The organism is Geomonas edaphica (assembly GCF_004917075.1).
Taxonomy (GTDB): domain Bacteria; phylum Desulfobacterota; class Desulfuromonadia; order Geobacterales; family Geobacteraceae; genus Geomonas; species Geomonas edaphica.
The window spans coordinates 129668-154886 of the sequence record NZ_SSYB01000006.1; the positions used below are offsets into that span (position 1 = coordinate 129668).

General features: G+C 60.2%; 26 protein-coding genes and 1 tRNA gene. 13 read left to right on the forward strand and 14 right to left on the reverse strand.

Going from position 1 to position 25219, the window contains the following annotated elements:
* The first annotated feature begins 22 nt into the window (after positions 1–22).
* From E8K79_RS19025 to E8K79_RS19035, 3 genes are read left to right on the forward strand one after another with little or no spacing between them, the layout of a single operon-like run.
* Entirely contained in the window at positions 23–763 is a 741-nt protein-coding gene (locus E8K79_RS19025; RefSeq protein ID WP_136516130.1) for a cohesin domain-containing protein, read from the forward strand.
* 46 nt (positions 764–809) lie between these two features.
* Positions 810–3524, forward strand: a complete 2715-nt coding sequence (locus tag E8K79_RS19030; RefSeq protein WP_136516131.1) for a beta strand repeat-containing protein — start codon at positions 810–812, stop codon at positions 3522–3524.
* 31 nt (positions 3525–3555) lie between these two features.
* Positions 3556–4725, forward strand: a complete 1170-nt coding sequence (locus E8K79_RS19035; protein ID WP_136516132.1) for a hypothetical protein — start codon at positions 3556–3558, stop codon at positions 4723–4725.
* A gap of 347 nt (positions 4726–5072) precedes the next feature.
* Here E8K79_RS19035 and E8K79_RS19040 read toward each other — a convergent pair whose 3' ends face one another.
* Complete coding sequence (locus tag E8K79_RS19040; protein ID WP_136516133.1) at positions 5073–5843, reverse strand: hypothetical protein; 771 nt, start codon at positions 5841–5843, stop codon at positions 5073–5075.
* Positions 5844–6485: 642 nt separating this feature from the next.
* On the opposite strand from E8K79_RS19040, the gene E8K79_RS19045 reads away from it, so the two are divergent.
* Positions 6486–7118: a cytochrome c3 family protein gene (locus E8K79_RS19045; RefSeq protein ID WP_136516134.1), complete on the forward strand. Its 633-nt coding sequence runs from the start codon at positions 6486–6488 to the stop codon at positions 7116–7118.
* Positions 7119–7173: 55 nt separating this feature from the next.
* On the opposite strand, the gene E8K79_RS19050 is transcribed toward E8K79_RS19045, so the two are convergent.
* From E8K79_RS19050 to E8K79_RS19060, 3 genes are all read right to left on the reverse strand, one after another.
* Entirely contained in the window at positions 7174–8529 is a 1356-nt protein-coding gene (locus tag E8K79_RS19050; RefSeq protein ID WP_136516135.1) for an OmpA family protein, read from the reverse strand.
* 62 nt (positions 8530–8591) lie between these two features.
* The gene (locus tag E8K79_RS19055; RefSeq protein WP_136516136.1) at positions 8592–8951 is read right to left on the reverse strand and encodes a hypothetical protein; all 360 of its coding nucleotides are present in this window, start codon (positions 8949–8951) and stop codon (positions 8592–8594) included.
* 204 nt (positions 8952–9155) lie between these two features.
* Positions 9156–10328 carry a glycosyltransferase family 4 protein gene (locus E8K79_RS19060; RefSeq protein WP_136516137.1) on the reverse strand — a complete coding sequence of 391 codons (1173 nt, stop codon included), beginning with the start codon at positions 10326–10328 and terminating at the stop codon, positions 9156–9158.
* A gap of 232 nt (positions 10329–10560) precedes the next feature.
* Between E8K79_RS19060 and E8K79_RS21635 the strand changes: the two genes are divergently transcribed.
* The gene (locus E8K79_RS21635; RefSeq protein ID WP_281276112.1) at positions 10561–10695 is read left to right on the forward strand and encodes a hypothetical protein; all 135 of its coding nucleotides are present in this window, start codon (positions 10561–10563) and stop codon (positions 10693–10695) included.
* 18 nt (positions 10696–10713) lie between these two features.
* Here the strand turns inward: E8K79_RS21635 and E8K79_RS19065 are convergent, their stop codons facing one another.
* The 3 genes from E8K79_RS19065 to E8K79_RS19075 all read right to left on the reverse strand — a co-directional run bounded on the left by E8K79_RS19065 (position 10714) and on the right by E8K79_RS19075 (position 13451).
* The gene (locus tag E8K79_RS19065; protein ID WP_136516138.1) at positions 10714–12276 is read right to left on the reverse strand and encodes a sensor histidine kinase; all 1563 of its coding nucleotides are present in this window, start codon (positions 12274–12276) and stop codon (positions 10714–10716) included.
* A 49-nt stretch (positions 12277–12325) separates the two neighbouring features.
* Positions 12326–12790 carry a hypothetical protein gene (locus E8K79_RS19070; RefSeq protein WP_136516139.1) on the reverse strand — a complete coding sequence of 155 codons (465 nt, stop codon included), beginning with the start codon at positions 12788–12790 and terminating at the stop codon, positions 12326–12328.
* A gap of 169 nt (positions 12791–12959) precedes the next feature.
* The gene (locus tag E8K79_RS19075; RefSeq protein ID WP_136516140.1) at positions 12960–13451 is read right to left on the reverse strand and encodes a Spy/CpxP family protein refolding chaperone; all 492 of its coding nucleotides are present in this window, start codon (positions 13449–13451) and stop codon (positions 12960–12962) included.
* 268 nt (positions 13452–13719) lie between these two features.
* Between E8K79_RS19075 and E8K79_RS19080 the strand changes: the two genes are divergently transcribed.
* The 4 genes from E8K79_RS19080 to E8K79_RS19095 all read left to right on the forward strand — a co-directional run bounded on the left by E8K79_RS19080 (position 13720) and on the right by E8K79_RS19095 (position 17386).
* Positions 13720–13923, forward strand: a complete 204-nt coding sequence (locus E8K79_RS19080; RefSeq protein WP_136516141.1) for a GSU3473 family protein — start codon at positions 13720–13722, stop codon at positions 13921–13923.
* Between the two features lie 427 nt (positions 13924–14350).
* Positions 14351–15652 (forward strand): L-lactate MFS transporter, encoded by a 1302-nt coding sequence (locus E8K79_RS19085; RefSeq protein WP_136516142.1) that lies wholly within the window; start codon positions 14351–14353, stop codon positions 15650–15652.
* A gap of 146 nt (positions 15653–15798) precedes the next feature.
* Positions 15799–16956 carry a pilus assembly protein TadG-related protein gene (locus tag E8K79_RS19090; RefSeq protein WP_136516143.1) on the forward strand — a complete coding sequence of 386 codons (1158 nt, stop codon included), beginning with the start codon at positions 15799–15801 and terminating at the stop codon, positions 16954–16956.
* A gap of 28 nt (positions 16957–16984) precedes the next feature.
* A complete protein-coding gene (locus tag E8K79_RS19095; protein WP_136516144.1) occupies positions 16985–17386 on the forward strand; it encodes a DUF309 domain-containing protein in 402 nt (133 codons plus the stop codon).
* Between the two features lie 69 nt (positions 17387–17455).
* On the opposite strand, the gene E8K79_RS19100 is transcribed toward E8K79_RS19095, so the two are convergent.
* Complete coding sequence (locus tag E8K79_RS19100; RefSeq protein WP_136516145.1) at positions 17456–18145, reverse strand: carbonic anhydrase; 690 nt, start codon at positions 18143–18145, stop codon at positions 17456–17458.
* Positions 18146–18350: 205 nt separating this feature from the next.
* Here E8K79_RS19100 and E8K79_RS19105 point away from each other — a divergent pair, with 205 nt between their 5' ends.
* Complete coding sequence (locus E8K79_RS19105; protein ID WP_136516146.1) at positions 18351–18554, forward strand: hypothetical protein; 204 nt, start codon at positions 18351–18353, stop codon at positions 18552–18554.
* Here the strand turns inward: E8K79_RS19105 and E8K79_RS21395 are convergent.
* Positions 18551–18868 (reverse strand): DUF1634 domain-containing protein, encoded by a 318-nt coding sequence (locus E8K79_RS21395; protein ID WP_136516147.1) that lies wholly within the window; start codon positions 18866–18868, stop codon positions 18551–18553. The two genes, E8K79_RS19105 and E8K79_RS21395, sit on opposite strands and share 4 nt — an antisense overlap.
* Entirely contained in the window at positions 18859–19695 is an 837-nt protein-coding gene (locus E8K79_RS19115; protein ID WP_136516148.1) for a sulfite exporter TauE/SafE family protein, read from the reverse strand. Before E8K79_RS19115 ends, E8K79_RS21395 begins: the two co-directional genes overlap by 10 nt.
* Positions 19696–20168: 473 nt before the next feature.
* Here E8K79_RS19115 and E8K79_RS19120 point away from each other — a divergent pair, with 473 nt between their 5' ends.
* The 3 genes from E8K79_RS19120 to E8K79_RS19130 all read left to right on the forward strand — a co-directional run bounded on the left by E8K79_RS19120 (position 20169) and on the right by E8K79_RS19130 (position 22371).
* Entirely contained in the window at positions 20169–20903 is a 735-nt protein-coding gene (locus E8K79_RS19120) for a hypothetical protein (protein ID WP_136516149.1), read from the forward strand.
* Between the two features lie 167 nt (positions 20904–21070).
* A tRNA-Met gene (locus E8K79_RS19125) sits at positions 21071–21147 on the forward strand.
* A 570-nt stretch (positions 21148–21717) separates the two neighbouring features.
* Complete coding sequence (locus E8K79_RS19130; protein ID WP_136516150.1) at positions 21718–22371, forward strand: DUF6448 family protein; 654 nt, start codon at positions 21718–21720, stop codon at positions 22369–22371.
* Positions 22372–22478: 107 nt separating this feature from the next.
* On the opposite strand, the gene E8K79_RS19135 is transcribed toward E8K79_RS19130, so the two are convergent.
* The 4 genes from E8K79_RS19135 to E8K79_RS19150 form a co-directional block, all read right to left on the reverse strand.
* Positions 22479–22985 (reverse strand): hypothetical protein, encoded by a 507-nt coding sequence (locus tag E8K79_RS19135; protein WP_136516151.1) that lies wholly within the window; start codon positions 22983–22985, stop codon positions 22479–22481.
* A 62-nt stretch (positions 22986–23047) separates the two neighbouring features.
* Positions 23048–23962: a transporter gene (locus E8K79_RS19140; RefSeq protein WP_136516152.1), complete on the reverse strand. Its 915-nt coding sequence runs from the start codon at positions 23960–23962 to the stop codon at positions 23048–23050.
* A gap of 34 nt (positions 23963–23996) precedes the next feature.
* Entirely contained in the window at positions 23997–24434 is a 438-nt protein-coding gene (locus E8K79_RS19145; protein ID WP_136516153.1) for a rhodanese-like domain-containing protein, read from the reverse strand.
* 26 nt (positions 24435–24460) lie between these two features.
* The gene (locus E8K79_RS19150) at positions 24461–25213 is read right to left on the reverse strand and encodes a cytochrome c biogenesis CcdA family protein (protein WP_136516154.1); all 753 of its coding nucleotides are present in this window, start codon (positions 25211–25213) and stop codon (positions 24461–24463) included.
* Positions 25214–25219: the final 6 nt, after the last annotated feature.

Sequence of the window (25219 nt, forward strand, 5' to 3'; positions counted from 1 at the left end):
GCCTCCCCGATAAGGAGAGTGCATGAAACTTAAGACCCTACTGTTCACGCTGGTCATGCTGGCCAGTACTAGCCTCGCTTTCGGGGCGACGGTGACTGTCGGCAAGCCCTACTACACCGCCAACAACACGGTGACCGTACCGGTCATGTTGGCCAACAACGGTAGCAGCATCTCGATCCTGTCGCTCGACCTGGCCTACGACCCCGGGCTCTACAGCGCCCCGGTCGGAACAGCGGGGGCCGCGGCGACCTCGGTGGGGAAGGCGCTTTACGGTAACGTGATTTCTGCAGGAAAGTACCGTCTCCTTATCGCAGGGGGGATGACGGAAAGCTCCACCGATCCTAAAGGCGGGAGCCTTAACGATGCATCAACGGGGACAAGCGCTGCGCTTCCCGACGGGGTAGTGGCCTTGGTGACGTTCACCCCGTCTGGGTCCACGCTGACCGACATCACACTCTCGGGAGTAGCCGACGCAGCCGATGCCCAGGCTAATTCCGTAGCGGTGAACGGTGTGGTAGGCGGGACCGCCGGTAACCAGGCCATCGGCAAGATCGGAGACTGCAACGGAAGCGGAGCGGTTTCTTCCGCCGACTTGCAGTACGCAATTAACGTAGTAATTCAGAAGCCCGGCTTCACCTACAACAACCTGTGCGACGTGAACTTCGTTTCAGGCAACCTCGCACCGGACGGCAGGACCACATCGGCGGATGTACAGACGCTTATCAACGTCTTGATCTCGAAAGCCGGGTGGGTGCTTCCCTGATCGTTCAGATGATTTTGATTCAGGAAAACAATAGACGGAGGTCACAATGAGAAGAAGATGGTACTTTTTGCTAAGCCTGCTGATGCTGGTGCTGATGCCGCACCTCGCAATGGCAACGCCCTCCCTCACCATCAGCACGGTCACCTCGGCCGCGAGTGCTAACGCCACGGTCAACATCACCCTGGCCAACAACGGAGCCGCACCGGCCGCCTCGACCATTACGCTCAGCATCGGGTACGATCCGACGAAGCTGACCGCAAACCCGACAACTGTTGTAGGCGCTGCCGCCACCGCCGCCGGCAAGGCGCTTTCCAGCACCGTCAACGCGACTACGGGGATCGTAAAGCTCAACATCTCAGGCGGCGACACCACGGTGGGGGACGGGATTATCGCAACGATGACGTTCCCGCTCGGGACCGCCACCGGCTATACTATGCCGGTAATCTTTGCTGCCGCGCCGGACATCTCCGATCCCAATACGGTTGCCGTGACCGTAACCGCGGTGAACGGCAGCGTGACTGTCGCCGACACCACCGCACCGACCGTCTCCACCTTCACCATTCCGGCCACCTCGACCACCAAGGCGATTACCATCTCCGCACTCACCGCGACCGATAACCTCGCTGTCACCGGTTACCTCGTGAACGAGTCGAGCACCAAGCCGTCCGCCACCGCAACAGGGTGGAGCACCACCGTTCCGACCAGCTACACCGTGACCACGAGCCTTTCGGTCGGCGTAGCTAAGAGCGTCACGCTCTACGCATGGGCCAAGGACGCCGCTGGGCTTGTCTCTGCCTCCAAATCCGCTACGGTCAGCATTACGCTCGCCGATACCGTCGCTCCGACCGTTTCCGCTCTCACTGTGTCCCCCACTGCAACCTCTCTGACCGTGGCTGTCTCCGGCTTCACCGCGACGGACAACGTGGCGGTCACCGGCTACCTGCTGACCGAGGCTTCTACGAAACCGCTGGCAACCGACGCCGGCTGGAAAACTACAGGGAGCGGTTGGACCAGCTTCACCTTCTCCGCTGCCGGTACTCAGACCCTCTACGCCTGGGCCAAGGACGCGGCCGGCAACGTCTCCAACGCGCTGACGAAGACTGTCACCATCACCCTGCCGGACAGTGAAGCCCCGGTGGTCTCGGCATTCACCGTGCCTGCCACTGCAACCACGCTTGTCATCCCGGTCAGCACCTTCACCGCTACTGATAACAAAGCAGTGACTGGCTACCTGGTAACCCAGAGCTCCACGAAGCCTGCCGCCACGGCGACCGGCTGGACCACCACCGCACCTACCAGCTACACCGTGACCGGCACCGTGCCGCAAGGCGTTGCCACCAACGTAACCCTGTACGGCTGGGCTAAGGATGCTGTCGGCAACGTTTCCGCGGCTGTGAGCGACGTGGTCGCAATCACCCTCCCCGACACCACGAAGCCCGTGGTCGGCACCTTCACCGTTCCCGCCACCGCTACCACTGCGACGGTAACCGTGGCCGTGGTAGCGACCGACAACGTGGCCGTCACCGGATACCTGATCACCGAGAGCGCAACGGCACCCGCGGCCGACGCGACCGGCTGGACCGCAAACGCCCCGACCAACTACGCCTTCCAGAACCTGCAGCAGGGGCTCAGCAACAAGACCCTCTACGCCTGGGCGAAGGACGCAGCCGGTAACGTGTCGCTTTCCAAGAGCGGCTCCGTCGCCATCACCCTCTCCGGCCCGACCCTCACCCTGACCGGCATGCTCGCCGACGGTGCCATTACGAAGAACGTGGCCCTGACCGTAGCCGGCACCGTGAGCGGCAACGGCACCGCCCTCTCGAGCCTCACCGTCAAGGTGGGGACCGGTGCGGAGCAGGGAATAACCTACGACCAGAACACCGGTGCCTTCTCGACCGCGGTTACCCTCGCCGAGGGCGCGAATACCGTCGTTGTCACCGCTACCGATGCGAACAGCAACAAGACCAGTGTAACGAGAAGCATCACCTACAACCCTAACGCCTCCGACCTCACGGTGGCCACGCCGCTGCCGAACAGCTCCGTAAAAAGCTCGCTCGTCGACGTGACCGGCACGGTCGGTGCGCCCCAGACCACCACGCTCACCATCGCCCTGAATGGCGCTGCGGCCCAGACCGTCGCGCTCAACGGCGGCAACAGCTTCACTTACCAACTGACACTGGTCAAAGGTGTCAATACCATCTTGGTAACTGCTGCCGACTCGGTTAACGGTGACCACAACCAGTCCATCGATGTCACCTACGATCCGGATGCGCCGGTACTCGCGGTCTCCGCACCGGTCGACGCTTTTGCTACCGCTAAGTCGACCGTAGTCCTCGCCGGCACCGTTGAAGATACTCTCACCGCCGCGACCGTGGCCGTGAAGGTCGACAATGTGGACCTCGCCACTCAGCCCGTGGTGACCAACGGCGCGTTCAGCGTCACCATCGACCTGCCGACCGTGAAAACCTACTCCGTCGTGGTGACCGCCACCGACAAGCCGGGCAACATCTCGACGATAACCCGCACCGTGATCAGGAAGAACCCGAGTGGTAACCTGACCGACGGCGTTTCGACCCCGACCATCACCGATGTTCAGAACGTGCTCAAGTTCGCCCTCGGACTCGAGACCGCAACGGCAGACCAGAAGACCAACGTCGACGTAGCTCCGCTCGTCAGCGGCAAACCGGCTCCCGACGGGGCGATTGACGCTGGCGACGCCCTGGTAATCCTCGAGAAGATTACCGGTGCTGTCAGCTGGTAGTAGGCCACAATAACTTACAGGAGAGAAACCTATGAAAATCTGGAAAGGACTATTCGTCGCAGCTCTTCTGATGCTAACTGCAGCCTGCGGTGGCGGTGGTGGAAGCAAATCCACCACGGTCACCGGGGTCGCGGCCGCCGGCGTCATCAAGGGGGGGACCGTGAAGGTCTTCGCCCCTTACAGTAGCGCAACCGGGGCTGACAAGAAGCAGCTCGGTGCCACAGCAACCACAGATGCTACCACCGGTGTCTACTCCGTAAACATCGGGAGCTACACCGGCCCGGTAATCGTCGAGGTGTTCGGTAACTACACCGATGAGGCGACCAACCAGACCGCCACCATCCCGTCCACCGCTCCGCTGCGCGCCATGGCGGTCACCACTTCGGGGACCGTCGATGTCGCCGTCACGCCGCTCACCGAGCTCGCCGCGCGGCAGGCGGTCACCCTTTCCGGTGGCACCGGCAAGAAGGTCACTGCCGCCAACATCGGCACCGCCAATGCTCAGATCTCGGATCTGTTCAAGGTGAGCGACATTATCGCCACCCAGCCGCTCGACGCTAGCGCACCGCTCACCGGGACCGCGGACCAGAAGAACTACACCCTGGTGCTCGCCGCGCTTTCACAGGTAGGGGTGATCAACAGTACAGGTCTCTCCACGACGCTTGACACCGTGGCCGCCGGGATCAACACCTCCGGGGTCATGACTGATCCCGTGGCGACCAGCATAACCGATGCGCTTGACGCCTTCGTGGCACCCACTAACACCAACAACAAGACCGGGATCACCACTACGACGCTTCCTGGCGAGTTGGCCGATATCGGTGCGACCACGGTGACACTGACAATGGTCCTTACGGGAACCGGCGTGAAAAGCGTTCAGACCGATATCACCATGCCCTCCAACGTGAGCGTTGAGACCGACGACACCGGCGCTCTTGCTGCCGGCGTGCTGACCAACCTGATCGGCGGAACCAACGTCTCCCTCGTTGGTAGTGAGCTCTCTGCGAGCACCGTGCGCGTGATCTTCAACCGAGCAGACACCACGCCCATGCCCGCCGGGGACATCGCCACAGTGAAGTTTCTGGTAGCTCCCGGTGTAGCCGCACCCGCCGCTACCGCTTTCACCAAGGCAAACACCATGCTAAAGGACGCAAATGGTGCGGTAGTTAGCACCGCAAACCTCGCCCTCGTTAAACGCTAGCAAGGTGGCCTTCGGGCCTGACCCTGCCGCAGATACAAAAAAGGACCTTCCCGCCGGGAAGGTCCTTTTTTATTGGTTCTTTCGTGAATGTTCTGAAGAGCCCCCTTAGCCTAAAGCCGAGTGAGCCCTTTGGGGAGGTTGTTCGTGAAATCTCGCTGACCTGGGAGTGCAGATGCCAGCGAAGCTCTACTTTAGCCTCAGCGTGCTCCCCCGTCGTAAAGGAGGGGAGGGAGCCTTGTCCAGTCCTTCTAGGGGCAGAAACCTGCATGCGCTGAATTACGGTGATCAAAAAAAAGGGGGACCCTGGTCGGACCCCCTCCTTGGTGTTGCTGTGATGTATTGCGTCTTTACTGGTCTTCGTCGAGCACCAGTCCCCTGGAAAACACAATATTCTCAAAGGTCCGCTTCAGGCTCTTGCTGGTGAAGACCGGCATGATGTTGCCGGGGTAGATGGATACCTCGGCGCCTTTTTTAAGCTTAGTGACGGGAATGGCGGCCCAGGTCTTACGCCCGTCCTTCTCCAGGCAGACGTAGGTGTAACCGTTGGAATCGAGTGACTCTACTACCTTTCCAGAAAGAACGGGCTGGTAAGCCGGCTTGGCGTTCGGCGCGGGCTGCCCCATGGGCGGGTGGTTTGCCGGTACGGCTCCCGGCGCTTTAGCGTCACCTGCAGCCTGAGTGAGGGCGGGATGATTGGACGGCATAGCCGCGGTCTGCCCAGCAGGTGTGTCCTTTTGTTGGGGAATTACGTACGGCTTGCCCCCTTTGATCCCTGCAGAGAAGTGGATGTAAGGGAAGGTCCGCCCGAGAATGGCGCTCTTGAAGTTCACTATGTCGATCCCAGGAACAAGGGCGATCTGCTCCCCCGTCTTAACGTCCGCAAAGGGGATGGCGGACCAGGTACTACGTCCGTCCTTCTCGATGAGCAGATAGGTGTAGGAGTCGACATTCATCGTCTCAAGCACCTTGCCTTCCAGCACTGGATCAGGTAAGGGAGCTTCGGCTGGCGTGGTCTGCGGCTGAGGCGCCAAACGCGCATTCTTAGAGGTCCCTGCGCAGCCGGTCATTGCAGCCACGGCCAAAAGGCCTGCGGCGATTCTCATAGCATTTCTCTTCATTCAGTGCTCCTCTTAGGTTAAATGGAACCGGCCGGCGGAAGTACCGTAAGTGACGGGTGACCGGCGACACGCCCACTATTTTTACCCCATTTCCACTATTTTTAAAAGACTATTGTGCCGCCGGCGTTTTTCCGATTCCTGCCTTTCTGCAGCCTCGATCTCCGTTGCTGCTGTCACAGAGATCCATTTCTAGAATTTTATGACAATTTCCTAGCCCCATTATGCAGCGACCTAGCGGTACTGAGGCTAACGGTTCGTGCAGTTCAGATTTTGCTCACTCTGCCCATGAGGCTGCACACCCCTCGTCACCGGTCCCAGGCCTGCACCAGAGTTGCCTCGTGTTCAGGGCTCGTGGCCGTGGCGTCGGAGACTCGCTAGACGGTAGTTAGACATGGTGATGGCCGTATTTAAAGGGGCTTGCCCCATGGCTCCTGGGGCGGGTAAGCAGGGGGGGGCGAAAATAGGTCAGGCAAAACTGTGCAGCTATTGAACAGGGTATTTTTGAAAGTAAAATTCATTTACCTTGAGATGTAAAAATAAAACACGTGTTATTTTAGGTTGTTATAACTTTTTTGCTCGCGTGCAATGTTCCGGTATCTCCCTTGTAATGGGTAATGCAAATACTCAAGGAGGTAACGGGACATGCGTGCTAACAAGAGAACAATCAAAAGTGTATTGACGGCCGCTGTTGCGATGACCCTTTGCTCTGCTATTACACCGGTGAATGAGTCGGCCGCGTTCCAGGCTATCGGCATCGCCTCCCGCGGCGACGGCGAAAGGTGCGCACTTAGCATCCAGCTGCAGAACAAGCAGTTCCGTGCACGCTACATGCAGAAGGTAGCGCAGTACCAGGACGGAGCGGCCCCTAGGGTTGCCACGGTCGAGGATATGTACGACAACGTCCAGCCCGCCTCCTTCTTCCCGGACGATAACGAGTCCCTCAACGTGAACATCGGTGTTGACCCCTTAAGCCGTGACTGCCTCGGTTGCCATGACGGCTCTAGGGCCAGCGACGTCACAATCAACCTGAAGAACGACCCGTTCCGCCGCCAGCAGATGCGCGGTGTTACGAAGGACCATGCCATCGGGATGGATTACGCAGCCTACGCCGCCAACCCCCGCGACTTCAAGCCGGTGTTCGGCAACCCGAAGATGGTCTTCGTGGACGGTAAGGTCGGCTGCCTTACCTGCCATGATCCGGCCAACCAGGAACGCGGCCATCTCGTCATGAGCGACCGCGGCAGCGCTCTCTGCCTCACCTGCCATAGCAAATAAAAAAAACGGCGCGGGATGGTTCCCGCGCCGCAATTGAACTGCCAATCTTCCTGTATTAGGGAGGGGTCACCTCGATGGTGGCCCTTCTGTTTTTCGACCTTCCTTTTTCTTCTCTGTTGCTTTCGATCGGAAGGCGGCATCCGAAGGCCTGCTCGGTAAGCTTCACCTTCACTCGGCCGATCTTCTTGATGAGCGTCTGCTTCACGCTGTTCATGCGCGCTCTGGAGAGGTCGACGTTCCTATCCGAAGTACCGTTGCGGTCGGTATGCCCTTCTATGTGGACCTCGCTTCCGGGGTGCTTCTTGACATACGCGATGATCCTGTTGATCTCGGGCATGAATTGCGGCTTTATTACGGCGCTGCCGTTGTCGAAGAAGATGGTCACCGATGGTTTCTTCAGGACACGCTGTTTTTGTGTCGCAGGAGGATCGATGGGGCAGAGGATCGATTCGATCATCTCCTGGGAAGCCGCGTCGGGAAGCGGCGCAGCGAACGGCTCGGCGAGCTCGACCTTTAACGGCTCCCGCGTCTGGGGAGCGGGCTCGGTCTGGGGCGGCGCCTCGCTGACCGGTTTGGCTGCGGGTAGTGTCTCCTGCGGCGCTTCGGTCTTGGGCTGCTCCGGTTGGTTCAACAGGCCAGTGACCGCTGCGACCGGTGCTGCAACTACGGCCGCCGGAAGCGGGAGCTGCACCGCTGGTTGCGACTCGGCTGGCTTTTCTGGCTCTTTCTTACCCGGTTCCTGCTGTTTGTCGAAATCGAGGATCGGAACGGCCGGGGCCGCGGGTCCCTTCTTCTCGGCAGCCGGAGGGGGAGGCAGCGGCAGGCGCCTGATCTTCGTGTCGCGGTCAAAAAGGAAGCTGAGACCGAGCATATACTGGAAATCGCTGCGACTTCCCACGTTGAAGAGGATGTTTTGGCGCAAATCGAGCCTCAGGGCCATGTACTCGGTCAGGAAGTATTTCATCCCACCGCCGTAAGCAAGAAGTGGTGCGCCGTCAGTCTTCGTGGGCCGCTGGATAACCATACCGCCTGCGCCCACCGCAAGAAAAGGCACCAGGCGTTTACGCGGCAGAAACGGGTATATCGCATCGACGCGCATCAAATAGGCGCGGGCCGAGGTGTTGTCCTTCGTGGACTTGGCGTAGGCGTAGGAGAGACCTCCCTCGATACCAAGGCTGTCCACAATGCTGGTGCCGACGATGTCGTAGCCGAACCTGATGTCGTACACTGGGCTGTGGCGCAGGTCATCCTGCCCGGAGAACTTAAGGCCCCCGGCGGAGACGTTCAGGGTGTAGTCGTGCGGGGTATCAGCAGCCAGAGCCTGGGACGTAGCGGCCAGCCCGGTGAGGAAAAGCAGGGTGCATACCGCGCCCCTGATCTTTGATGCAGGTTTTTTATCGGTTTTTTGCATAGGTTGCACTCTGTGGATGGTTGTCGGCAAAAAATGTACAAGGCGCGTTCCCGCGCTCCATATCACACGTATTTCTCGATGAGCTCCTCGAGGATCTCGCCGATGGTGGTTCTGCGGTAGGCGGAGGCGATCTTAAGCTTCAGGTGCAGGTCCTGTCGGATGTTGGCGGTAAGCCGCACGTCCCCCTCCGGTACTAGCCCCGAGACCCCCTTCGGCGCCGCTTTCGAGAGTGGTGCCTTCTTCCGCCCGGGGGCGGCCCCCTTTCTGGGGCGGGACTTTATGGGCGCCTCGCGTACCGTGGAGGCAGGGCTTTCCTGGGGCGCTTTGGGAGCGGGTTGCGCTGCTTGCATGGCCGGAGCAAGGGGAGGGACCGGCGCCGGGGCGGACTCGAAGAGCCCCATCTGGTTTTCCATATCGGACATAGGTGTTCCTTTGCGAAAAATCCCCGGCACTATAGCAAGCAAACCCTTGCTGGGGCAACTGTTTTTCGGTCACCGGCGCCACAGGATCAAGGCATCTGCGTCGGCAGCAGTCTCTGCTCAGGAGAAAGGAAAGGCGTGCGCGTCGCGTCGACCTCGAAGGGGCTTTGGCCGGGTGCTTTCGTCGCGGGGGCTGCCGTGATGCGGCTAAGGGGATGGACGCCGTTTCCGCAACTCGGCGTAGGCCGACTCGATGCGCTCTAAAATCGCCTCCATGCTGAAGTTGGCGGTGACAAAGTCGTGGCCGCCTTGAGCCAGACGCGCCCTTTTCCCTTCGTCCCGCAGCAGTGCGATCACCGCGTCGGCGAAAGACTCCGGGGTGTCCGCCACCAACAGATGCACTCCCGGAGAGGCGTTGATTCCCTCGTTGCCGATGCTGGTGGTGACCACCGGAGTGCCTGCGGCCAGGGCGTCCAGGATCTTAACGATGATGCCGCCGCCGGTAAGTATGGGGGCGACGAATACCGAGGCACTCTTGTAAACCGGATCGGTGTCCTCGACGAACCCTGTGACCTTGGTGCCGGGATCGGTCTCTACCAGCCGCAAAAGCTCTTCCGGGGGGCCATAGCCGGCGATGACGAATTCCGCCCCGGGAAACTCACGGCGCACAAGCGGCAGTACGCGGGAGTGGAACCACAGCGCCGCCTCCACGTTCACGGGCCGATACCGGTAGGAGGCGAGAAAGAGCAGGCGCTCGGGGATCCTCGGATAGCTGACATCGGTTATGTCCATTCCGGCCGGAATGGGAACGGTAGAGACCTCCAATCGCGGCGCGAGTTCGAGCAGATAGCGCCGGTCGAATTCGGACATGGTGAAGATCCGGTCGAAACGGGACATGATGGTGCGTTCCACGCCGCGCACTAGGCGCCAGCGCAGGGCATGCCAAAGTTTTGCCGCACCGCTGGAGCGCTCGAAGGCGCGGCGTGCCGGCTTGGTGATGACGTCGTGGGCATCGAGCACCATTGCGGTTTTCCCACGCCGGATGAAGAGGGCGGTCTCCACCCATTCGACCTGTACGATGTCGTAGTTGCCGGTGCGGATGAGCCGGTCGGCGAAGCGGCTGAAGGCGAGGTAGTTGGCGACAAGGCGCAGTGACCCGAAAACTCCCCTGCGGGAGATACGCGGGTAGCTGAAGGGATGGATGCGGGCGCAGTAGGGGGCAAGCTCGGCGAGGGATGCTTCCTCCCCCTCTTCAAACCGGGTGGCGAGGTGGATCTCGTGCCGCTCCGAGAGTCGGCGCAGCAACTCATTAACGTAGCGTCCCCCGGCATGGTAGGCGTTTTGCTGCGGTAGGAACAGGGAAACGAACATGATCTTCATGGCGGGGCGTGCTCCGCGGGGCGGCGCATGGACGCCCGGGTGATGTTCTCTGGGGCAACAGAGTAACCCGATTGCGGCGCATTGGTAAAGCTAAATCTCCGAGGGGAGAGCGTCGGAGTTGTTGACACTCTGTGCTCTCCATTTAGAATGTTTAATCGTGCAGGTAAGTCACAACTAAGCGGAGCAAGACATGAATCCGGATCTGACAAGGTTGACCCCAGGACAGAAGCTGATGAAGCAAGCGATCCACGAGATCGACGATTATTTCGGCGAGGGAGTGGCCTTCAAGAACATCGATTTCCTGGGAGAGTACATGCAGGCCCTTGCCATCCTAGAGCTCAAGGAGACGCTCAGGAACAAGCTGTAGGGCGCCACCTCGCGAGGGTCACGCGGACGGCGGGAGTGTTTTCGGAAGCGAGAACCAGAAGCTCGCGCCGCCGTCCACGGTTCCCTCGGCCCAGACGCGTCCTCCGTGTCTCAGCACGATGCGCTGGACGATGGCGAGCCCGACACCGGTGCCCTCGAACTCCTCGTTGGCGTGCAGGCGCTGGAACAGCCCGAACAGCTTGTTGGCGTAGGCCTCGTCGAAGCCGACGCCGTTGTCCTTCACGAAGATGTCGGTTTCCTCTTTCAGTTCCACCGAACCAACGGCGATTCTCGCCACTTCTCTCCCACGCGTGAACTTGACGGCATTGCCGATTAGGTTGATAAGCACCTGCCGCAGCATCGCCGCGTCGCCGAGCACCACCGGAAGGGCGGTCACGTCCCATTCGATCTTTCTGTCCTGCACGTCCGTCTGCAGGTCCGCCACGATCTCCCGCACCAAAAGACCCAGGTCCACCCACCCCTTCATCATGTCGCTGCGCCCCATGCGGGAGAAGGCGAGCAGGTCGTCGATCAGCATCCCCATCCTCGTGGCTGCACCGCTGATCACCTCAAGGTAGTGCCGGCTCTTGTCGTCGAGATTGGTTCCCCCCTTCGCGTTCAACAGGTCGACGAAGCCGATGATGTGCCTTAAAGGCGCGCGCAGGTCATGGGAAACCGAGTAGCTGAAGGATTCCAGCTCCCGGTTGGTCGCGGCGAGCTGGTCCAACTGGTTCCTGAGGGTGAGGTTCAGTTCCAGGATCTTCGCCTCACCCTGCTTTTGCAACGTGATGTCGCGGATGACGGCGAAGACCCAGGTGGCGTCCTGTGCCGCGATCGGGTTCAGCATGATGTCGACTGGGATCTCCGCGCCGTTTTTGTGGCGTCCGTAGAGCTCGAGGCCTATCCCCATCTTGCGGGCTCGCGGGTCGCCGAAGTAGTTGCGCAGGTGCTGTCGGTGGCGTTTGTGGAAGCGCTTCGGAATGAGGATCTCGATGCGCTGCCCGAGCATCTCCTCGCGCATGTAGCCAAAGATCACCTCGGCCTGCTGGTTCACCTTGCGGATCACCCCGCCGCCATCCACGACGACGACGGCGTCCGGCGCCGTCTCGAAGAGGCGCTCCAGCATGTTGCGGCTCTTAGCCACCGCCTCTTCCGAGGCGCGCCGCTCCGTGTTGTCGTGGAGGATGAGGGAGTAGCCCAGAATGCCGCCGGTATCGTCCTTGAGCGCGGTGAGCGCGATGGAGGCCCAGAAACGGCTGCCGTCCTTGCGAAGCCGCCACCCCTGCAGCTCCAGGCTCCCTAACGACCCCGCTACTGTCAGTTCGCGCTGCGGTGCGCCGGACTTGACCTCCTCTTTCGGGTGCATAAGGGAGTAATGCCGTCCTAGTATCTCGTCGGCGGGATACCGGGTGATCCGCTGCGCTCCACTGTTCCAGGATGCGATCTCCCCTTTGGCGTCTAGAAGGATGAGGGCGTAATCCCTTACCTGCTCTGCCATCAGACGGAAGAGCTGGTCCCTTTCTGCCGACGATGCCTGTGGTGAGCCAGCGGCTTTCATTTCCATGTCATCTTTGTCTTTCATGACGTCCGCCCCGCCGTTCCTTGCCGCCGCCTGTGCGCGCGGGCTTTTGCTACCTTGCCGGGACCACCGTGACGAAGCTCTGCATCCAGTCCATGCCGCCCCCCTTGGCACCCTCGCCACCGTCGCTTCCAAAGTATTTGTAGGTGAAGCGCAGCCGTTCACCTGCTGTGACGGGAACGGGGAGCTTGACGGTGAAGTCGGCGGCCTGGTCAAGCATCAGGTCGTTCGGAATGATGTATGTCACGCTGCGCGTGATTTCCTTCCCGGAGGCATCAAGAGGTGCCACCCATATCTCCATGCCGCGCATGATGTAATAACGGACGTTTTTCACTACCCCCTGCACGACGGTCCCACCATCGGAAGGCTTAACTTCCCATCCCATGACAACATCAAATTGGCTGTACCGCTGCGGCATGGACTGCAGGCGCTGCTGCTGTGGGTTCGAGGGCGGATAAGTCGCGCAGGCGGTGAGAAGGGTTGCTGCTAATAAAAGAATGAATGTCGGTCTTCTCATGATTTGTCCTCCTTTTTACCAGTGCCTATTTTACGCTAGGGGATGGTAATGCACAATGCGGGGGGGCGGAAATGAGAGGCCAAAAGAGGGGGGGGATGGGAGTGATGGTAACAGGCCGGGAGAGGAGTCCCCTCCCGGCAGTTGCACGAGTCGGCAGCTTCGTTCGTGGCTAGCGCTCCTGCTCAAGGCACATGCCGCCTAAGCCGCGCCCCCTCTTGAGTTCCTTGAACTTCGCTGCCTGCTCCGGCGTCAGCAGGGCCAGGACCTGTTTCGCAACCGCTGCACGCGCCACGGCGAGATCGGCCTGCAGTCCAGCGACCTTGGCAGACTGGGCTCTGATCGCCCCCTCGTCGGCACTGCCTGAGTGCACGAGGTCACGAAGCGCGCGGCGCTCGGTTCCGAGGGCCGCGAAAGTCGGTTTGTTTTTCTGCCGCTCCGCCTCGAAGAGCGTACGCACCTGCTGCTTCTGCGCGTCGGTCAGGCCGAGCTCGCGGGCCATCTTTCTGAACATCCCGCCGTGCCCCTTGTGTTTTTGCTGTTCGCATCCGCCCATGCGTCCATCTCCGCCGGCACCATAGCCGGCAAAGGCGCTCTGGCTTCCGAGGACGGTGGTAGCGGTAATGCAGGCAAACAGCATCAGGCGCTTCATTTGTCTTTTCATGTCGACGCTCCTTTGTATTTCGCTCTGTGTTGTGATTTCTCTGTTGTTGCCGAAGATGGAAAGACTCTACCTCCCGAATGTGTAGACAATGTGGAAGAAGTGAGGAAATCACGGCAATGGTCACAGGAGGCGTCCGACGCTCAAAGAAGACAACACTCTTACTCACGGCGATTTTTTTTGCCTGTGGGGTTCTTGCCATCGCCTTAGGCATTGCTAAAATATCTTAACGATGCTTGCGCGACGGACAGTATCTCAAGGAGGGATAGGTATGAAGATTCCGGTTGTGTTTGCGGATGAAAGACGCGGACTGGTAAAGGCGGAGGAACTCCAGAAGCTGATAGAACAGGCGGCGATCGTCTCCTTCCTGCGTAGTGACGGCGAGTGCGTCCAGGTCGGCGTCGACAGCGTGCGGGGGATGGGGGGTAGGGTCTATCGCGGCCCCGAACGCAGGGGTAACGTGCTGTTCTGCTGAGCTTTTTCAGGTCCGCAAGGCGCCGGGCCGGCCCCCACGGGAGCCGGCCTTTGCTTTTTCTGCAGTCGCCATCCTCACTACACACCTCTTTGACTGTTATACAAATCCGCCAATATTTTCAATTTTGCAAAACATGGTGCGCCCCTTTCGCATATTTGCGAAGCGCCTCGGCGGGTCCATCTCTCCGGACCAAGCTGCTGATATCACGCATCATACAGGGAAAACGGTACCGGAAACTGGCTCGAACCGCTTTCGCCGTTGTGCGAAAAGGGGACGCGATGGGAAATCGCTCCGGGATGATGTGCTCCATCGTAACGTGCCGTAAACACGGCATAAGTGAAAAATATACAAAACTTTAAAACATTGGTATGCAGGTTGCTAAGGTCTCTGGCAAGAGTCGCAAATCCAACTATGGAGGTATAAAGGCATGGCACAAGCATCATCTAACAAGGGCTGGCAGGTAGTCTCCGCCGGAACCGGTATCAACCTGGCGCTCGGGGTGTTGTATGCCTGGAGTATCTTCAAGGGGGCCATCAAGTCGTCCATCGAAAAGGGCGGCCCTGATGCCTTCCAGTGGAGCTTAAGCTCCATCAATGATCCCTACGCACTCTGCTGTCTCGCCTTTGCCTTCTCCATGATCGTCGCGGGCAAATGCCAGGACAAGATCGGTCCCGCGAAGACCGCGCTGATCGGCGGCATCCTCGTTGGGGCGGGCTTCACCCTCATGGGTTACTCGAACAGCTACGCCGCCTGGGTCACCGGCTTCGGCGTCCTTGCCGGCTCCGGTTTCGGCTTCGGCTATTCCGCCGCCACACCGCCCGCGCTCAAATGGTTCTCCTCCAAGAAGACCGGCCTCATCGCAGGCATCGTGGTTGCCGGCTTCGGCCTGGCGCCGGTCTACATCGCGCCGCTTTCCAGCTATCTCCTGGGCGCCTACGGCATCCAGCAGTCCATGTACATCCTGGCGACGGGCTTCGCCGTCATCGTCTGCGGTCTCTCCTTCGCCCTGGTGAACCCCCCGAAAGGGTACGTCCCGGCCGAGCCGGTAATGAAGGGTGAGGAGAAGGCCGCTCCGGCCAAGAAATCCGTGTACGACGCGACGGTCAGCGAGATGCTCAAGTCGCCGAAGTTCTACATGCTCTGGGCCACCTTCTTCATCGGCGCCGGCGCAGGCCTCATGGTGATCGGTTCCGTGGCCGGTCTCGCCAAGAAAAGTATGGGCCCCATGGCCTTCGTGGCGGTAGCCATCATGGCGATCGGCAACGCCTCGGGCCGCGTAGTGGCCGGTGTTCTCTCCGACAAGATCGGCCGCCGCGCCACCCTGACCATCATGCTCGGCTTCCAGGCCATCCTGATGTTCGCCGCGGTCCCCGTGGTCGGCTCCGGCTCCGCCGCGATGCTCGTCGTCCTCGCCTCCCTGATCGGCTTCAACTACGGCTCTAACCTCACCCTGTTCCCCTCCTTCGCAAAGGACTACTGGGGCTTCAAGAACTACGGCCTCAACTACGGCGTGCTCTTTAGCGCCTGGGGCGTGGGGGGCTTCGTCATGGGGCGCGTTTCCGAGATGATGAACGCACAGCCGGGCGGCCTGAACAAGTCCTTCATCCTCGCCGGCTCCTGCCTGGCCCTCGGCACCGTGATCACCTTCTTCCTGCGTGAGAAGAAAGCGGTCGAGGTCGAGGCCGCCGAGGTGGCAGGCGAGAAGGTCGCCGTCAAGGTTTCCGCCTAGGATGCTTTTCAACTGATGTTGTAAAAAAGAAGGGCCATGCGATTTCTGCATGGCCCTTCTTTGCGTGATGATGCTATTATGTCGCACCCGGCTGTAACAAAACACCGCCCCATCTGGAGATCCCCGTGTCCGGAGAAGATTCAGCCTTGGATACCAGCTACGTCACCATCATGCTGGTCGTCTTCCTCGTGGTGACAGGCCTTGCCATCGACATCGGCTACATGTACGTAAGCGAAGAGGATTTGCAGCATTCCGCCGAGATGGCGGCGTTGACCGGTGCCCAAAACGTCAAGCAGCGCTATCTCCAGCAGGCCCAGGCCGACCCTAAGCTGCTTGCCGGGGTCGCAAGCGACCTGGTGCAGGCGCAGGCGCGCAGCGCCGCGGTCGATCTCGTCACCGGCAAGCACGACGCCGCCGCCCTGGTGGGACTCCTCAACAACAACGGCAACGCGCTCACCGGCGACAACGACATCACGGTCGGCTTCTGGAACATGAGTAGCCGCAGCTATACCCCGGGTGCCACCCCTGTGAACGCCGTGCAGGTGAGAACGAGGCGCACCGCCGAGAGCAGTTCGGTGGGCCTTGGCTCCCTGGGGACCTTCATCGCCAAGATCAGCGGTACCGACAGCTTCGGCACCACGCCGGTCGCCACCGCTGCCCTCGTCCCCGGCACCCGCGCCAACATCGCCATCTGCGCAGAGGCGACCCCCGCCTCCTGCACCTTTCCGGAGATCTGCAGTATCCCGGAGCGGCGCATGAGCCACGCTCCGTGGGACGCGCAGGGAAAAAGCGCCCTCGCGAGCCATTACCTGTACACCTCCCTTTTGCACCCGGTCACCCTCACCAACACCATGTCCGACCTCGTCTGCCAGGAAATGCCGGTCCAGGAGGTGTGCGGTCTCCCGATCTTCACCGCGGCAAGCGGCAACGACACGATCCTGCGTGACATAAAGGCCATGATGTACGATCCGCAGGTGGACCGCTCCAACAAGGAGTACGACAAAAACGGGAGGCTTGTCGGGTGGTGGCTCATCGTTCCCGCTACCGACTGCTCCGCCTTCGAGCCCGGTGGTAGCTATCAGCAGCACACCGTGACGCGGTATGCGCTGGTGCGTATCAGCAGGATCTGCACGACGGGTGCACCGGGATGCGGCAAGGCGCAGGCACAGGCACAGGCGGACCAACCGGCCAATACCTGCGTTCCCGGCGGGGAAGGGCTGTACATCGACCGTATCTCCAGCGTCGCCTGCAACGATCCCGGAAAGCGCCTCCTCCCCGGATTGCGCCCGGTGCTGGTCGATTAGGAGTGGTTGCCAAGGCGTGAGGTGCCCCATGGATCAGTGCCGGGAAGAGGCCCCGCAGGAACTGCTGCAGGCGATTGAGGAGTTCAACTCCGGCGCCTGGTTTGAGTGCCACGAGACGCTCGAAGAACTCTGGGTGGGGTCCAAGGGGGAGATGCGGGACTTCTACCAGGGGGTGCTGCAGATAGCCGTCGCGCTGCATCATTGGCGTAACGGCAACTTCAAGGGAGCCGAGGGGCTTTTGGAGCGCGCCTGCGACATGCTGCGCCGGGTCTCCGCGGCATGCCAAGGGGTGGACGTAGCGCGGCTTGTGGAGGACGCGGGGGGGATGCGCGCGGCGCTTGTCTCCCTGGGGGCGGAGCGGATGGCCGAACTCGATCCCGCCCTGGTCCCGACGCTGCACCCGCCGCCCCGTACCGGGGACGCGCCCTGACCAAGGCAAGACGCAAAAGAGCCGCCCACCTTTAAAGGGGGCGGCTCTTTGATTTTCCAACCTGCGGGGCTACTTGAGCAGGGTAACCTTGCCGTCGTCGAGGTCGTACTTGGCGGCGACGATTTTGATCTTACCTTCCTTTACTTCCTTGGCGAGAAGCTTCGAGCGCTTGGGAAGCTGTGCGGCGACCGCCTTCGCGTTGATCTCGGAGGCGCACTCGATGATCTCCTCCTTCGCCTTACCCTTGCACTGCGCCTTCGCCTTCTTGGCGGCGGGAGCGATCTCCTTCACGATGGCGCCGATGTTTCCTTCCGGCTTGCCGCCGGCCACGGTCGCGGTGACGGCGCCGCAGCGCTCGTGCCCGAGCACCATGATGAGCGGGCTGCCGAGGTGCTCGGCTGCGTATTCGACGCTCCCCAGCACGAGCGGATCGGCCACGTTGCCGGCGACGCGCACCACGAAAACCTCGCCCAGGGACTGGTCGAAGATCAGTTCGGGCGGGACGCGGGAATCGGAGCAGGAGAGGATGATGGCGTAGGGGTGCTGGCTCTTCGCCAGTTTGCCGCGCGCCGAAGCGTCGCACAGCGTCCCGGTGGTCATCTTGCTTTCCACGTAGCGGGCATTGCCGTCCATCAGTTTCTGCAGGGCCTGGTCGGCGGTGACGCCGCTTCCCTCGCTGGAGGCGAAGGCGATGCCGGCCATTGCCGCCAGAGCCGTTGCCGCGATTGCGATCCTGCGTGCTACCTTGCTGCTTTTCATATGAACTCCTCCTTTTGATGTGTCGGGGAGACCCCGAAACTATTTCAGCCGCCGGCGGACCGGGGCAATTGCAGACCATTGGAAAAAGGGGCGGCCCATTTTACATGAAACCAGGGATTATGCCACTCCAATATGGCGGCTCTAAATGAACCTGATGCCACACGATGTTCGGTAAGCGGCGTGATGGTTGACAAGGGGGAGCGCTTTGGGGCAGAGTGGGGCGGCAAATAACCGCAGCGAGGTGAGGATGTTCCTGTTGAACCTGTTGGGTATCGGGATACTGGTGACGGTCGGCATCGCGGCCATCGCGTTTTTGGAAGAGAAGCTCGTGAGCGGGCCGCGCCGCAAGCAGATTGCCGAGCGGGCGAAGCAGAAGCTGGCCGCCTCGAAGGAAAAGAGGGAAGGCTAGTCCCCCTTGCCGAAGTAGATCCCGGCGGCCATGGCGCAGAGGACCACGATGGAGAAAAAGGCGAAGTGCCAGTCCCGCTCTTTCGTGAAGATGATGCTTGCCGCCACCACGCGCATGACCGGGGTCCCCAGCAGCACGAGGAGCCCGGCTGTGATCAGTTTCGGCGCGAGCACGGTCATCCCCATCGTCATGAGAGCTATCCCCACCGTGAGAAGTGCTGCGGCGATCAGCGACCCAAGCCGCAACAGCCGCGCCAGCACCAACTCGATCGGGTGCACCTCCGCGCCCGCCTCGTGACCGTTTCCTACCACCACTTCACCCCCTTGTAGATCATCTCAATCGCCGTGTAGGCCAGGATCGGCATGAAGAAGAGCCTGATCTTGCTTGCCTTCATGTGCACCATGAGGCGCGCGCCGAGGATCGCCCCGATCAGCACTCCCAGAACGACCGGCCCCGCCACCAGCGGCTTCACGTCGCCGCGCGCGAAGTAAACCACCGCACCCGATGCCGCGGTAACCCCGATCATGAAGTTGGAGGTGGCGCTCGAGGCCTTGAACGGCATTCCCATCACCTGGTCCATGGCCGGCACCTTGAAAATCCCCGCTCCGATCCCCAAGAGTCCCGCGGCCGCTCCCGAGAAGTACATGATGATGAGCCCCGGGATAGTGCGACTCACCTGGTAGTCGATCCGGCGTCCGAGCGCCTTGTCGTAGTAGGAACCCTTGAGCCTCAGCCGCTGCGAGATGGCGTCGGGAGTCACTTCCTTTTTATGCTCTTCCTTCCTGGTGCGGAACATGTTGTACGCCGAGTAGGCGAGGAGGACTCCGAAGAGAATGAACAAAAGGCGCTGGTTCACCCAGCCGGCCAAGAGTGCGCCGGTCAGGGCGCCCGTGGCGGTCCCCATTTCGAGCCATATGGCAACCCGGGTGTTGGTGAGGCGGTCCCTCAGGAAGGCGACGGCGGCTCCCGTCGAGGTGGCGATGATGCAGACCGTGGAGGCGGCCACCGCGGTGCGCATCGGCATGTTGAAGCCGAGGGTCAGGGCGGGAACGATGATGATGCCACCGCCGAGGCCGAGCATGGCCCCCACCACCCCGGCCAGGATTCCTAATACAAAAACGAGTATGAAGGTGATGACCACTTTTAAGCCCCTCCGGCCCGGCAAACGCCGGCGTGTTGCAACCGGCACAATCTACCTTTTCTGCACACCCTTTACAAATAAAAAAGGCTAACAGCAGACCAATGTTACGCGGTCGGAGCCCCGGTCCTCATACGTGCCGGTGCGCAGGTGAGACTGCTTAAACATTAGGCTTCTCTGCCTCTTTTTTGCCTCCGTCCGGCACTGGTGGCACATCTGCGCCTAATGATTACTGGGGTTTAGGTGCATGGATAGAAGCTGGCACGGCTCCTGCTAATTACAGCGCAAGGTACGTAGCACAGCGTAGTGCACGTGGCCAAAGAATGACAGGCAAAGGCGCCTCTCCATTACGGGTGAGAGGCGCCTTTTTTTATGCAAATTCAGTGAAAGGGGGAGGTTCAGTCGGAAGGCTGAAAGTCTGAGAGAGTTTGTTGCAAAGAAGATAGAACAAAAAACAATTACAAAGGAGTAACGACATGAAAAGAATCATCAAAAGTCTCATCATGGCAACGGCGCTGACCATCGCAACCACCGGGATCGCAATGGCGACACCCTCCACCCAGATCTGGATTCCGTCCACCGACGTGCAGGCCTTCAAGTCGCTGCACCTTGGTATCGACAACTACACCCGGACCTCATCCGGTGGTTCCGATTTCCGTCCCAATGTCTACGATCTTGGGCTCACCGCCGGCGTGCTCCCTTTCGAGAAGGTTCAGGCCGAAGTCGGCGTGGACTATATGACCTACGGGATCAACACCCTCGACAGCAACCCGCTCTCCTTCAACGCCAAGCTCGGCACTCCGGAAGACTCCCTCTTCTCCGGTTCCCCTGCGCTCGCCTTCGGCGGTTACGGCTTCGGCACTAAGAAGGACCTGACCGACAGCAACATCGTGTACGGTCTCGCCGCGAAGACCCTCCCGGTGGTGGGGCGCCTCTCCGCTGGCTACTACGTCGGCAACGACAAGGTGATCGGCGACAAGAACGACGGCGTGCTCCTCTCCTGGGACCGCACCATGAGCGAGATCTCGGACAAGCTCTGGGTTGCCGCCGACTACCAGGGTGGCGATAACACGGTAGGCGCCTTCAGTTTCGGTGCCTCCTGGGCCTTCACCAAGAACGTCTCGGTGATCTTCGGCTACGACATCTACAACGACCAGTCGATGGCCGGCAAGAACACCTTCACCACCCAGCTGGACATCAACTTCCCTTAAGCCGGGCGGCATGGAGGGCTGTAGCATAGGCGGGGGAGGTGCCGTGGCATCTTCCCCGTCGCTTTTTGTGCAGGTGCCCGACTGGTAGTTTTTGCATCATCGAAACTTTTTTCGACAAAAGGGTTGACTCGGCTGTGAAGGCTGTGTTACAAGTTGGGACTCAATGACGCGGGGTGGAGCAGTCTGGTAGCTCGTCGGGCTCATAACCCGAAGGTCACAGGTTCAAATCCTGTCCCCGCAACCAAATGCTACAAGGGGTTAGCCGAATAGGCTAACCCCTTTTTTGCGTTCAGCGTGTACCAGTCGCAGCATGGAATTGCTGCCCACAGGTAAGCATCATGCACCACATGAGTCTGTTTTATTGATGCAGATCAAGGAAACGTGACTGTCAGCGTGCTATTCCTGTAATCATGAGCGTCATTCGCATGACCATACGGAACGTTGCCATCATTCTCCTGATGCTTGTTCTGACTGTGCCTGCCACTGTTCGTGCCTATACTCTGGAAATGCCTGCAGCGCAAACGGCGCATGCCGACCTGTGTCATGATGCGGACAGCAGCGCCGATCACGGCTCGACCGGCGATCATCAGTCCGATATCCGCTGCTGCGAACTTGATTCCCCTTACCTCCTGCCATCTTCCCTGGGCCTTGTGACCCCCGCCGTGACCGGCACGCTTTCCTCCCCTTTCTACTGCAGGCAACTTGACGGTTACGCCCGAAGGATATATAAGCCACCCCGACAATCCGGTTGTTGCAGTTAATTTCCTATCTCAAAGGCTTTAACTAACACGCACAACAACAGGAGATATTCGACATGAAAATCATGCACATACTGAAGATGACTTTGACTGGAGTTGCCGCGGTCGTGGCTCTTTCTTTCGGAGTGCCCCGTGATGCGGCGGCCCACTGTGACACGCTTGACGGCCCCGTCATTCAGGACGCGCACAAGGCGTTGGAGGCGAAAGACATCACCCCGGTTCTCAAATGGGTAAAAGCGAAAGATGAAAAGGCGGTCAAGGCTGCCTTCAACAAGGCGCTGGCAGCGAAAGGCGCTCACAGTGAAGCCGCCCACCACAAATTCTTCGCCACTCTCGTGAAGATCCATCGTGCGGGGGAGGGCGCCCCTTTCACCGGATTGAAACCTGCCGGTGAGGTGGAGCCTGCGGTAGCGGAGGCGGACAAGGCTCTTGCCGGCGGTTCGGCTGACGCCCTCGTGAAGCTTGTTACCGATGATGTTACGGCGGGCATCAAGAAGCGCTATGAGCGTGCAGCTGAGGCGTACAAACACAAGGATGAAAGCGTTGCCAAGGGGCGCGAGTTCGTCGAGACGTATGTTGAGTTCACGCATTACGTAGAAAAACTCCATATGGACGCTACCGGCAAAGGTGCCCATGGCGAACATAAGGAGCATAAGGAACATGGCAAACTGCACGGCGGACATGCCGAGCACGGCGCCGACAAACATTGACGTTTAGACGAAAGAGGCGGCCAGCCTGAGATGAAAAAGGAAGTGCCAGTTGCGATCGCCGCAACTGGCACTTTTTTGTGTATGACCATCTCAGCCCTGGCCTGTGCTCAATGAGCCTGCGCCAGCTCGGTGAACCCGCAACGATTAGCACCCCTCGAGCGGAATTCCTCGAGGTGCAGTGAAGAGGATAGTTGTCGGTGGACAGTCGAGCCGTGCAAGGCTGGAGTGGACATCCTCCCCATCAGAAACCGCTCGAAAGCCTTGTCGTGGGTTTCGATGTGGTGCAAGACGACTTCGTGCAACTCATAAAGATCGTCCATCCTCTGCTGGGAGCGGGACCACCGCCAGCAAAGAGCGGCGATGGTTTTGCAGATCACCATATGATCAAGTTCATGTCTCGTCCTCTCAGGATAGTAGGTAGCCAGCATGGCCGCATTTTCGGCGCGGGCGTGGTCCATGGTGTTGCTCAGTAGACGCTGGAGCCTCTTTCCCGACCTTTCCGCACAACCGTGCTCTGCATCGAAGATGACGTCGTCCATGACTTCGAGGATATTGGCGTATCTGCTGTCGTATCCGTACCCGAGGTTATCGCGTAGCTGCAGCTGCTGTTCCATGACTTTCCCGTCTCCATAGTATTTCCCGACATTCGCCAGGTACGTCGTCCCGCCCTGATGCTTTACAAAAGGTCGAAGGTCTTGCTCAGTTTCAACTCGATGCGGTACCCCTCGGACGGAGTATTGGCTTCATACCAGCGGGCGAAGGGGAACATGGCCGCCAGTCCCGCCGCGAAGCCGCCGGGCTTGTACTTGAACGCCACCTTGGGCCCGGCATACCACTCGTTCTTGGAGTCGTTCTGACTCTTGCCGTCCTTCTCGCTGCTGGCGTTCCAGTCGAACTGCGATTCAGCCCCCATGTCGAAATACTCGTTCACGGCATAGCCCCAGGCGCTGGTGCTCCTTATGTAGGTAGGCTTGCGGTAGGAGTGGGAGCCTTCGGTGAAGGTGTAGACGTGGATCTCCTGGTCGAGGCGGTGCGACCCGGTCGAGTAGGTGAGGCCCACGGCGCCGCCGGTGCCCCAGGCAGCGTTGCCGACAAAGTCGACGCTTTTGTCGCTGACGCCAGTCGTCGGAACGACGAGACCTACGTCGACCGCCAGGTCGAAAAGCGACCCTTTGGATTGGTTCATAAGCACCTTGTGCAGGGCGATCGCGGTGTCACCTATCCACCCCAAGTGCTCACCTTTGCCGGTCACGTTGTTCTTCTTATAGACATCGTAAAGGGGGGTTGCCGTGCGGACGTCGAGACCTTCGATAATGCCGTAGCGCAGTTTCACCACCCCGACATTCTTGGTCAGCTTCACGTTTTCGTTCACTTCATTGCTGCCCTTGCGGATGCCGTCAGTCTCACAGTACTGGTAATTGAGAAGGACGCCGAGCTTCCCCACCGGGAACCCGGTGCCGGCGGGACCAAAGGCCGAGATGGTCGGCCCGAAGGGGCGGGGGGCGGCGGGGGCATCGGCGCCCCAGGATAGGCCGGCGCAGGTGCAAAGTGCCACGAGGGAAAGCGGGATGATGCGCTTGCTGAATTTCATGACTTACTCCTTTGATCTGTGTCGCGTCGGTTGCTTACCGAACTGCGGTGAATGAAGCGTTGTCCTGCGGATAAGGCACTAACCTGACGCCTGCCTCTTTCGCCTTGGTCACCCCGCCGTCGACGTTCGTTACCGAGGTGAAACCGTGATGCGCGAGGTACCGGCTGACCTTGTCGGAACGGTTCCCTGTCCTGCAGATGATGGCGATCCTATCGTTGGGGGTGACGTAGCGCTTCAGCTTGGCCAGAAAGGCCTCGGCGTCGTAGCTCTTGTCCTCCCGGAAGAAGGTAAGGCCGAGAGCGCCCTTCACGACGCCGGTTTCCCGCCATTCTTTTTCCGTACGGATGTCGATGATTTTCACTCCCGACGAGAGAAGCTCGGGAGTCAGGGGGGCGTAGCGCACCTGGCTCCCGGCCAGGGCGGCAAGGCTGCTGAGGATCAGGATTGAGACGGTAATGATCAAAATTCTCATGGTGATATGCCTCTTTGCGGATGGATTCAGACGCCGGCCGGGAGCAACTGGTACAGCACGGTGCTCATGGTGTTGAAGAGGCCGAAGAAGAGCAGGATCCCCACGATCATGAGCAGCAGACCGGTGAAGAACTCCATCTTCCTGATATGAACCCTGAAGCGTTTGAAGAAATCGAGAAAGCCGTGGAAGAGCAGGCCCGAGACGATGAACGGGATGCCGAGCCCCGCCGCGTAGCTCCCCAAAAGGAACATGCTCTTTCCCGCCGAACCGGAAGTGCCCGCGGCCATGGCGAGGATGGCGCCGAGGATCGGGCCGATGCACGGGGTCCAGCCCGCCGCGAAGGCGATCCCGACGAGGAAGGTGCCCGCGAGTCCGCCCGGCTTTCTCTGCAGCTGGATCCTTTTGTCCCCGAGGAGGACTCCGAAATGGAACAGCCCTGACATGTGGACCCCGAAGAGGAAGATCAGCAATCCGCCGGCGCGCTGCAGCCAGACGAGCCCGTCCTTCATGACCGACTGGAAGGTGGTGGAGGCGACCCCGGCGATAGCCCCCATGCCGATGAAGACCGCGGAGAAGCCGAGGACGAAGGTGACCGAGTGGAGGAGGACGGTCAGGCGCACCTTCCTGGCCGGGTGGGCTTCCTGCAGTTGCCCGAAAGAGAGTCCCGTTATGTAGGTGATGTAGGAGGGGATCAGCGGCAGCACGCATGGGGAAAAGAAGGAGAGAAAGCCCGCTGAGAATGCGATCCAGAAGGTGATGTCCGAGCCGAAAAAAGTCATGGCTAT

Excerpts from the sequence above, each read along its gene's own strand:
- E8K79_RS19140 (WP_136516152.1), bottom strand. The coding sequence starts at position 23,962 with ATGAAATTCAGCAAGCGCATCATCCCGCTTTCCCTCGTGGCACTTTGC.
- E8K79_RS19085 (WP_136516142.1), top strand. The coding sequence starts at position 14,351 with ATGGCACAAGCATCATCTAACAAGGGCTGGCAGGTAGTCTCCGCCGGA.
- E8K79_RS19025 (WP_136516130.1), top strand. The coding sequence starts at position 23 with ATGAAACTTAAGACCCTACTGTTCACGCTGGTCATGCTGGCCAGTACT.
- E8K79_RS19050 (WP_136516135.1), bottom strand. The coding sequence starts at position 8,529 with ATGCAAAAAACCGATAAAAAACCTGCATCAAAGATCAGGGGCGCGGTA.
- E8K79_RS19060 (WP_136516137.1), bottom strand. The coding sequence starts at position 10,328 with ATGAAGATCATGTTCGTTTCCCTGTTCCTACCGCAGCAAAACGCCTAC.
- E8K79_RS19130 (WP_136516150.1), top strand. The coding sequence starts at position 21,718 with ATGAAAATCATGCACATACTGAAGATGACTTTGACTGGAGTTGCCGCG.
- E8K79_RS19030 (WP_136516131.1), top strand. The coding sequence starts at position 810 with ATGAGAAGAAGATGGTACTTTTTGCTAAGCCTGCTGATGCTGGTGCTG.
- E8K79_RS19070 (WP_136516139.1), bottom strand. The coding sequence starts at position 12,790 with ATGAGAAGACCGACATTCATTCTTTTATTAGCAGCAACCCTTCTCACC.
- E8K79_RS21635 (WP_281276112.1), top strand. The coding sequence starts at position 10,561 with ATGAAGCAAGCGATCCACGAGATCGACGATTATTTCGGCGAGGGAGTG.
- E8K79_RS19035 (WP_136516132.1), top strand. The coding sequence starts at position 3,556 with ATGAAAATCTGGAAAGGACTATTCGTCGCAGCTCTTCTGATGCTAACT.
- E8K79_RS19040 (WP_136516133.1), bottom strand. The coding sequence starts at position 5,843 with ATGAAGAGAAATGCTATGAGAATCGCCGCAGGCCTTTTGGCCGTGGCT.
- E8K79_RS19045 (WP_136516134.1), top strand. The coding sequence starts at position 6,486 with ATGCGTGCTAACAAGAGAACAATCAAAAGTGTATTGACGGCCGCTGTT.
- E8K79_RS19080 (WP_136516141.1), top strand. The coding sequence starts at position 13,720 with ATGAAGATTCCGGTTGTGTTTGCGGATGAAAGACGCGGACTGGTAAAG.
- E8K79_RS19145 (WP_136516153.1), bottom strand. The coding sequence starts at position 24,434 with ATGAGAATTTTGATCATTACCGTCTCAATCCTGATCCTCAGCAGCCTT.
- E8K79_RS19120 (WP_136516149.1), top strand. The coding sequence starts at position 20,169 with ATGAAAAGAATCATCAAAAGTCTCATCATGGCAACGGCGCTGACCATC.
- E8K79_RS19055 (WP_136516136.1), bottom strand. The coding sequence starts at position 8,951 with ATGTCCGATATGGAAAACCAGATGGGGCTCTTCGAGTCCGCCCCGGCG.
- E8K79_RS19100 (WP_136516145.1), bottom strand. The coding sequence starts at position 18,145 with ATGAAAAGCAGCAAGGTAGCACGCAGGATCGCAATCGCGGCAACGGCT.
- E8K79_RS19075 (WP_136516140.1), bottom strand. The coding sequence starts at position 13,451 with ATGAAAAGACAAATGAAGCGCCTGATGCTGTTTGCCTGCATTACCGCT.
- E8K79_RS19065 (WP_136516138.1), bottom strand. The coding sequence starts at position 12,276 with ATGAAAGACAAAGATGACATGGAAATGAAAGCCGCTGGCTCACCACAG.
- E8K79_RS19150 (WP_136516154.1), bottom strand. The coding sequence starts at position 25,213 with ATGACTTTTTTCGGCTCGGACATCACCTTCTGGATCGCATTCTCAGCG.
- E8K79_RS19135 (WP_136516151.1), bottom strand. The coding sequence starts at position 22,985 with ATGGAACAGCAGCTGCAGCTACGCGATAACCTCGGGTACGGATACGAC.
- E8K79_RS19095 (WP_136516144.1), top strand. The coding sequence starts at position 16,985 with ATGGATCAGTGCCGGGAAGAGGCCCCGCAGGAACTGCTGCAGGCGATT.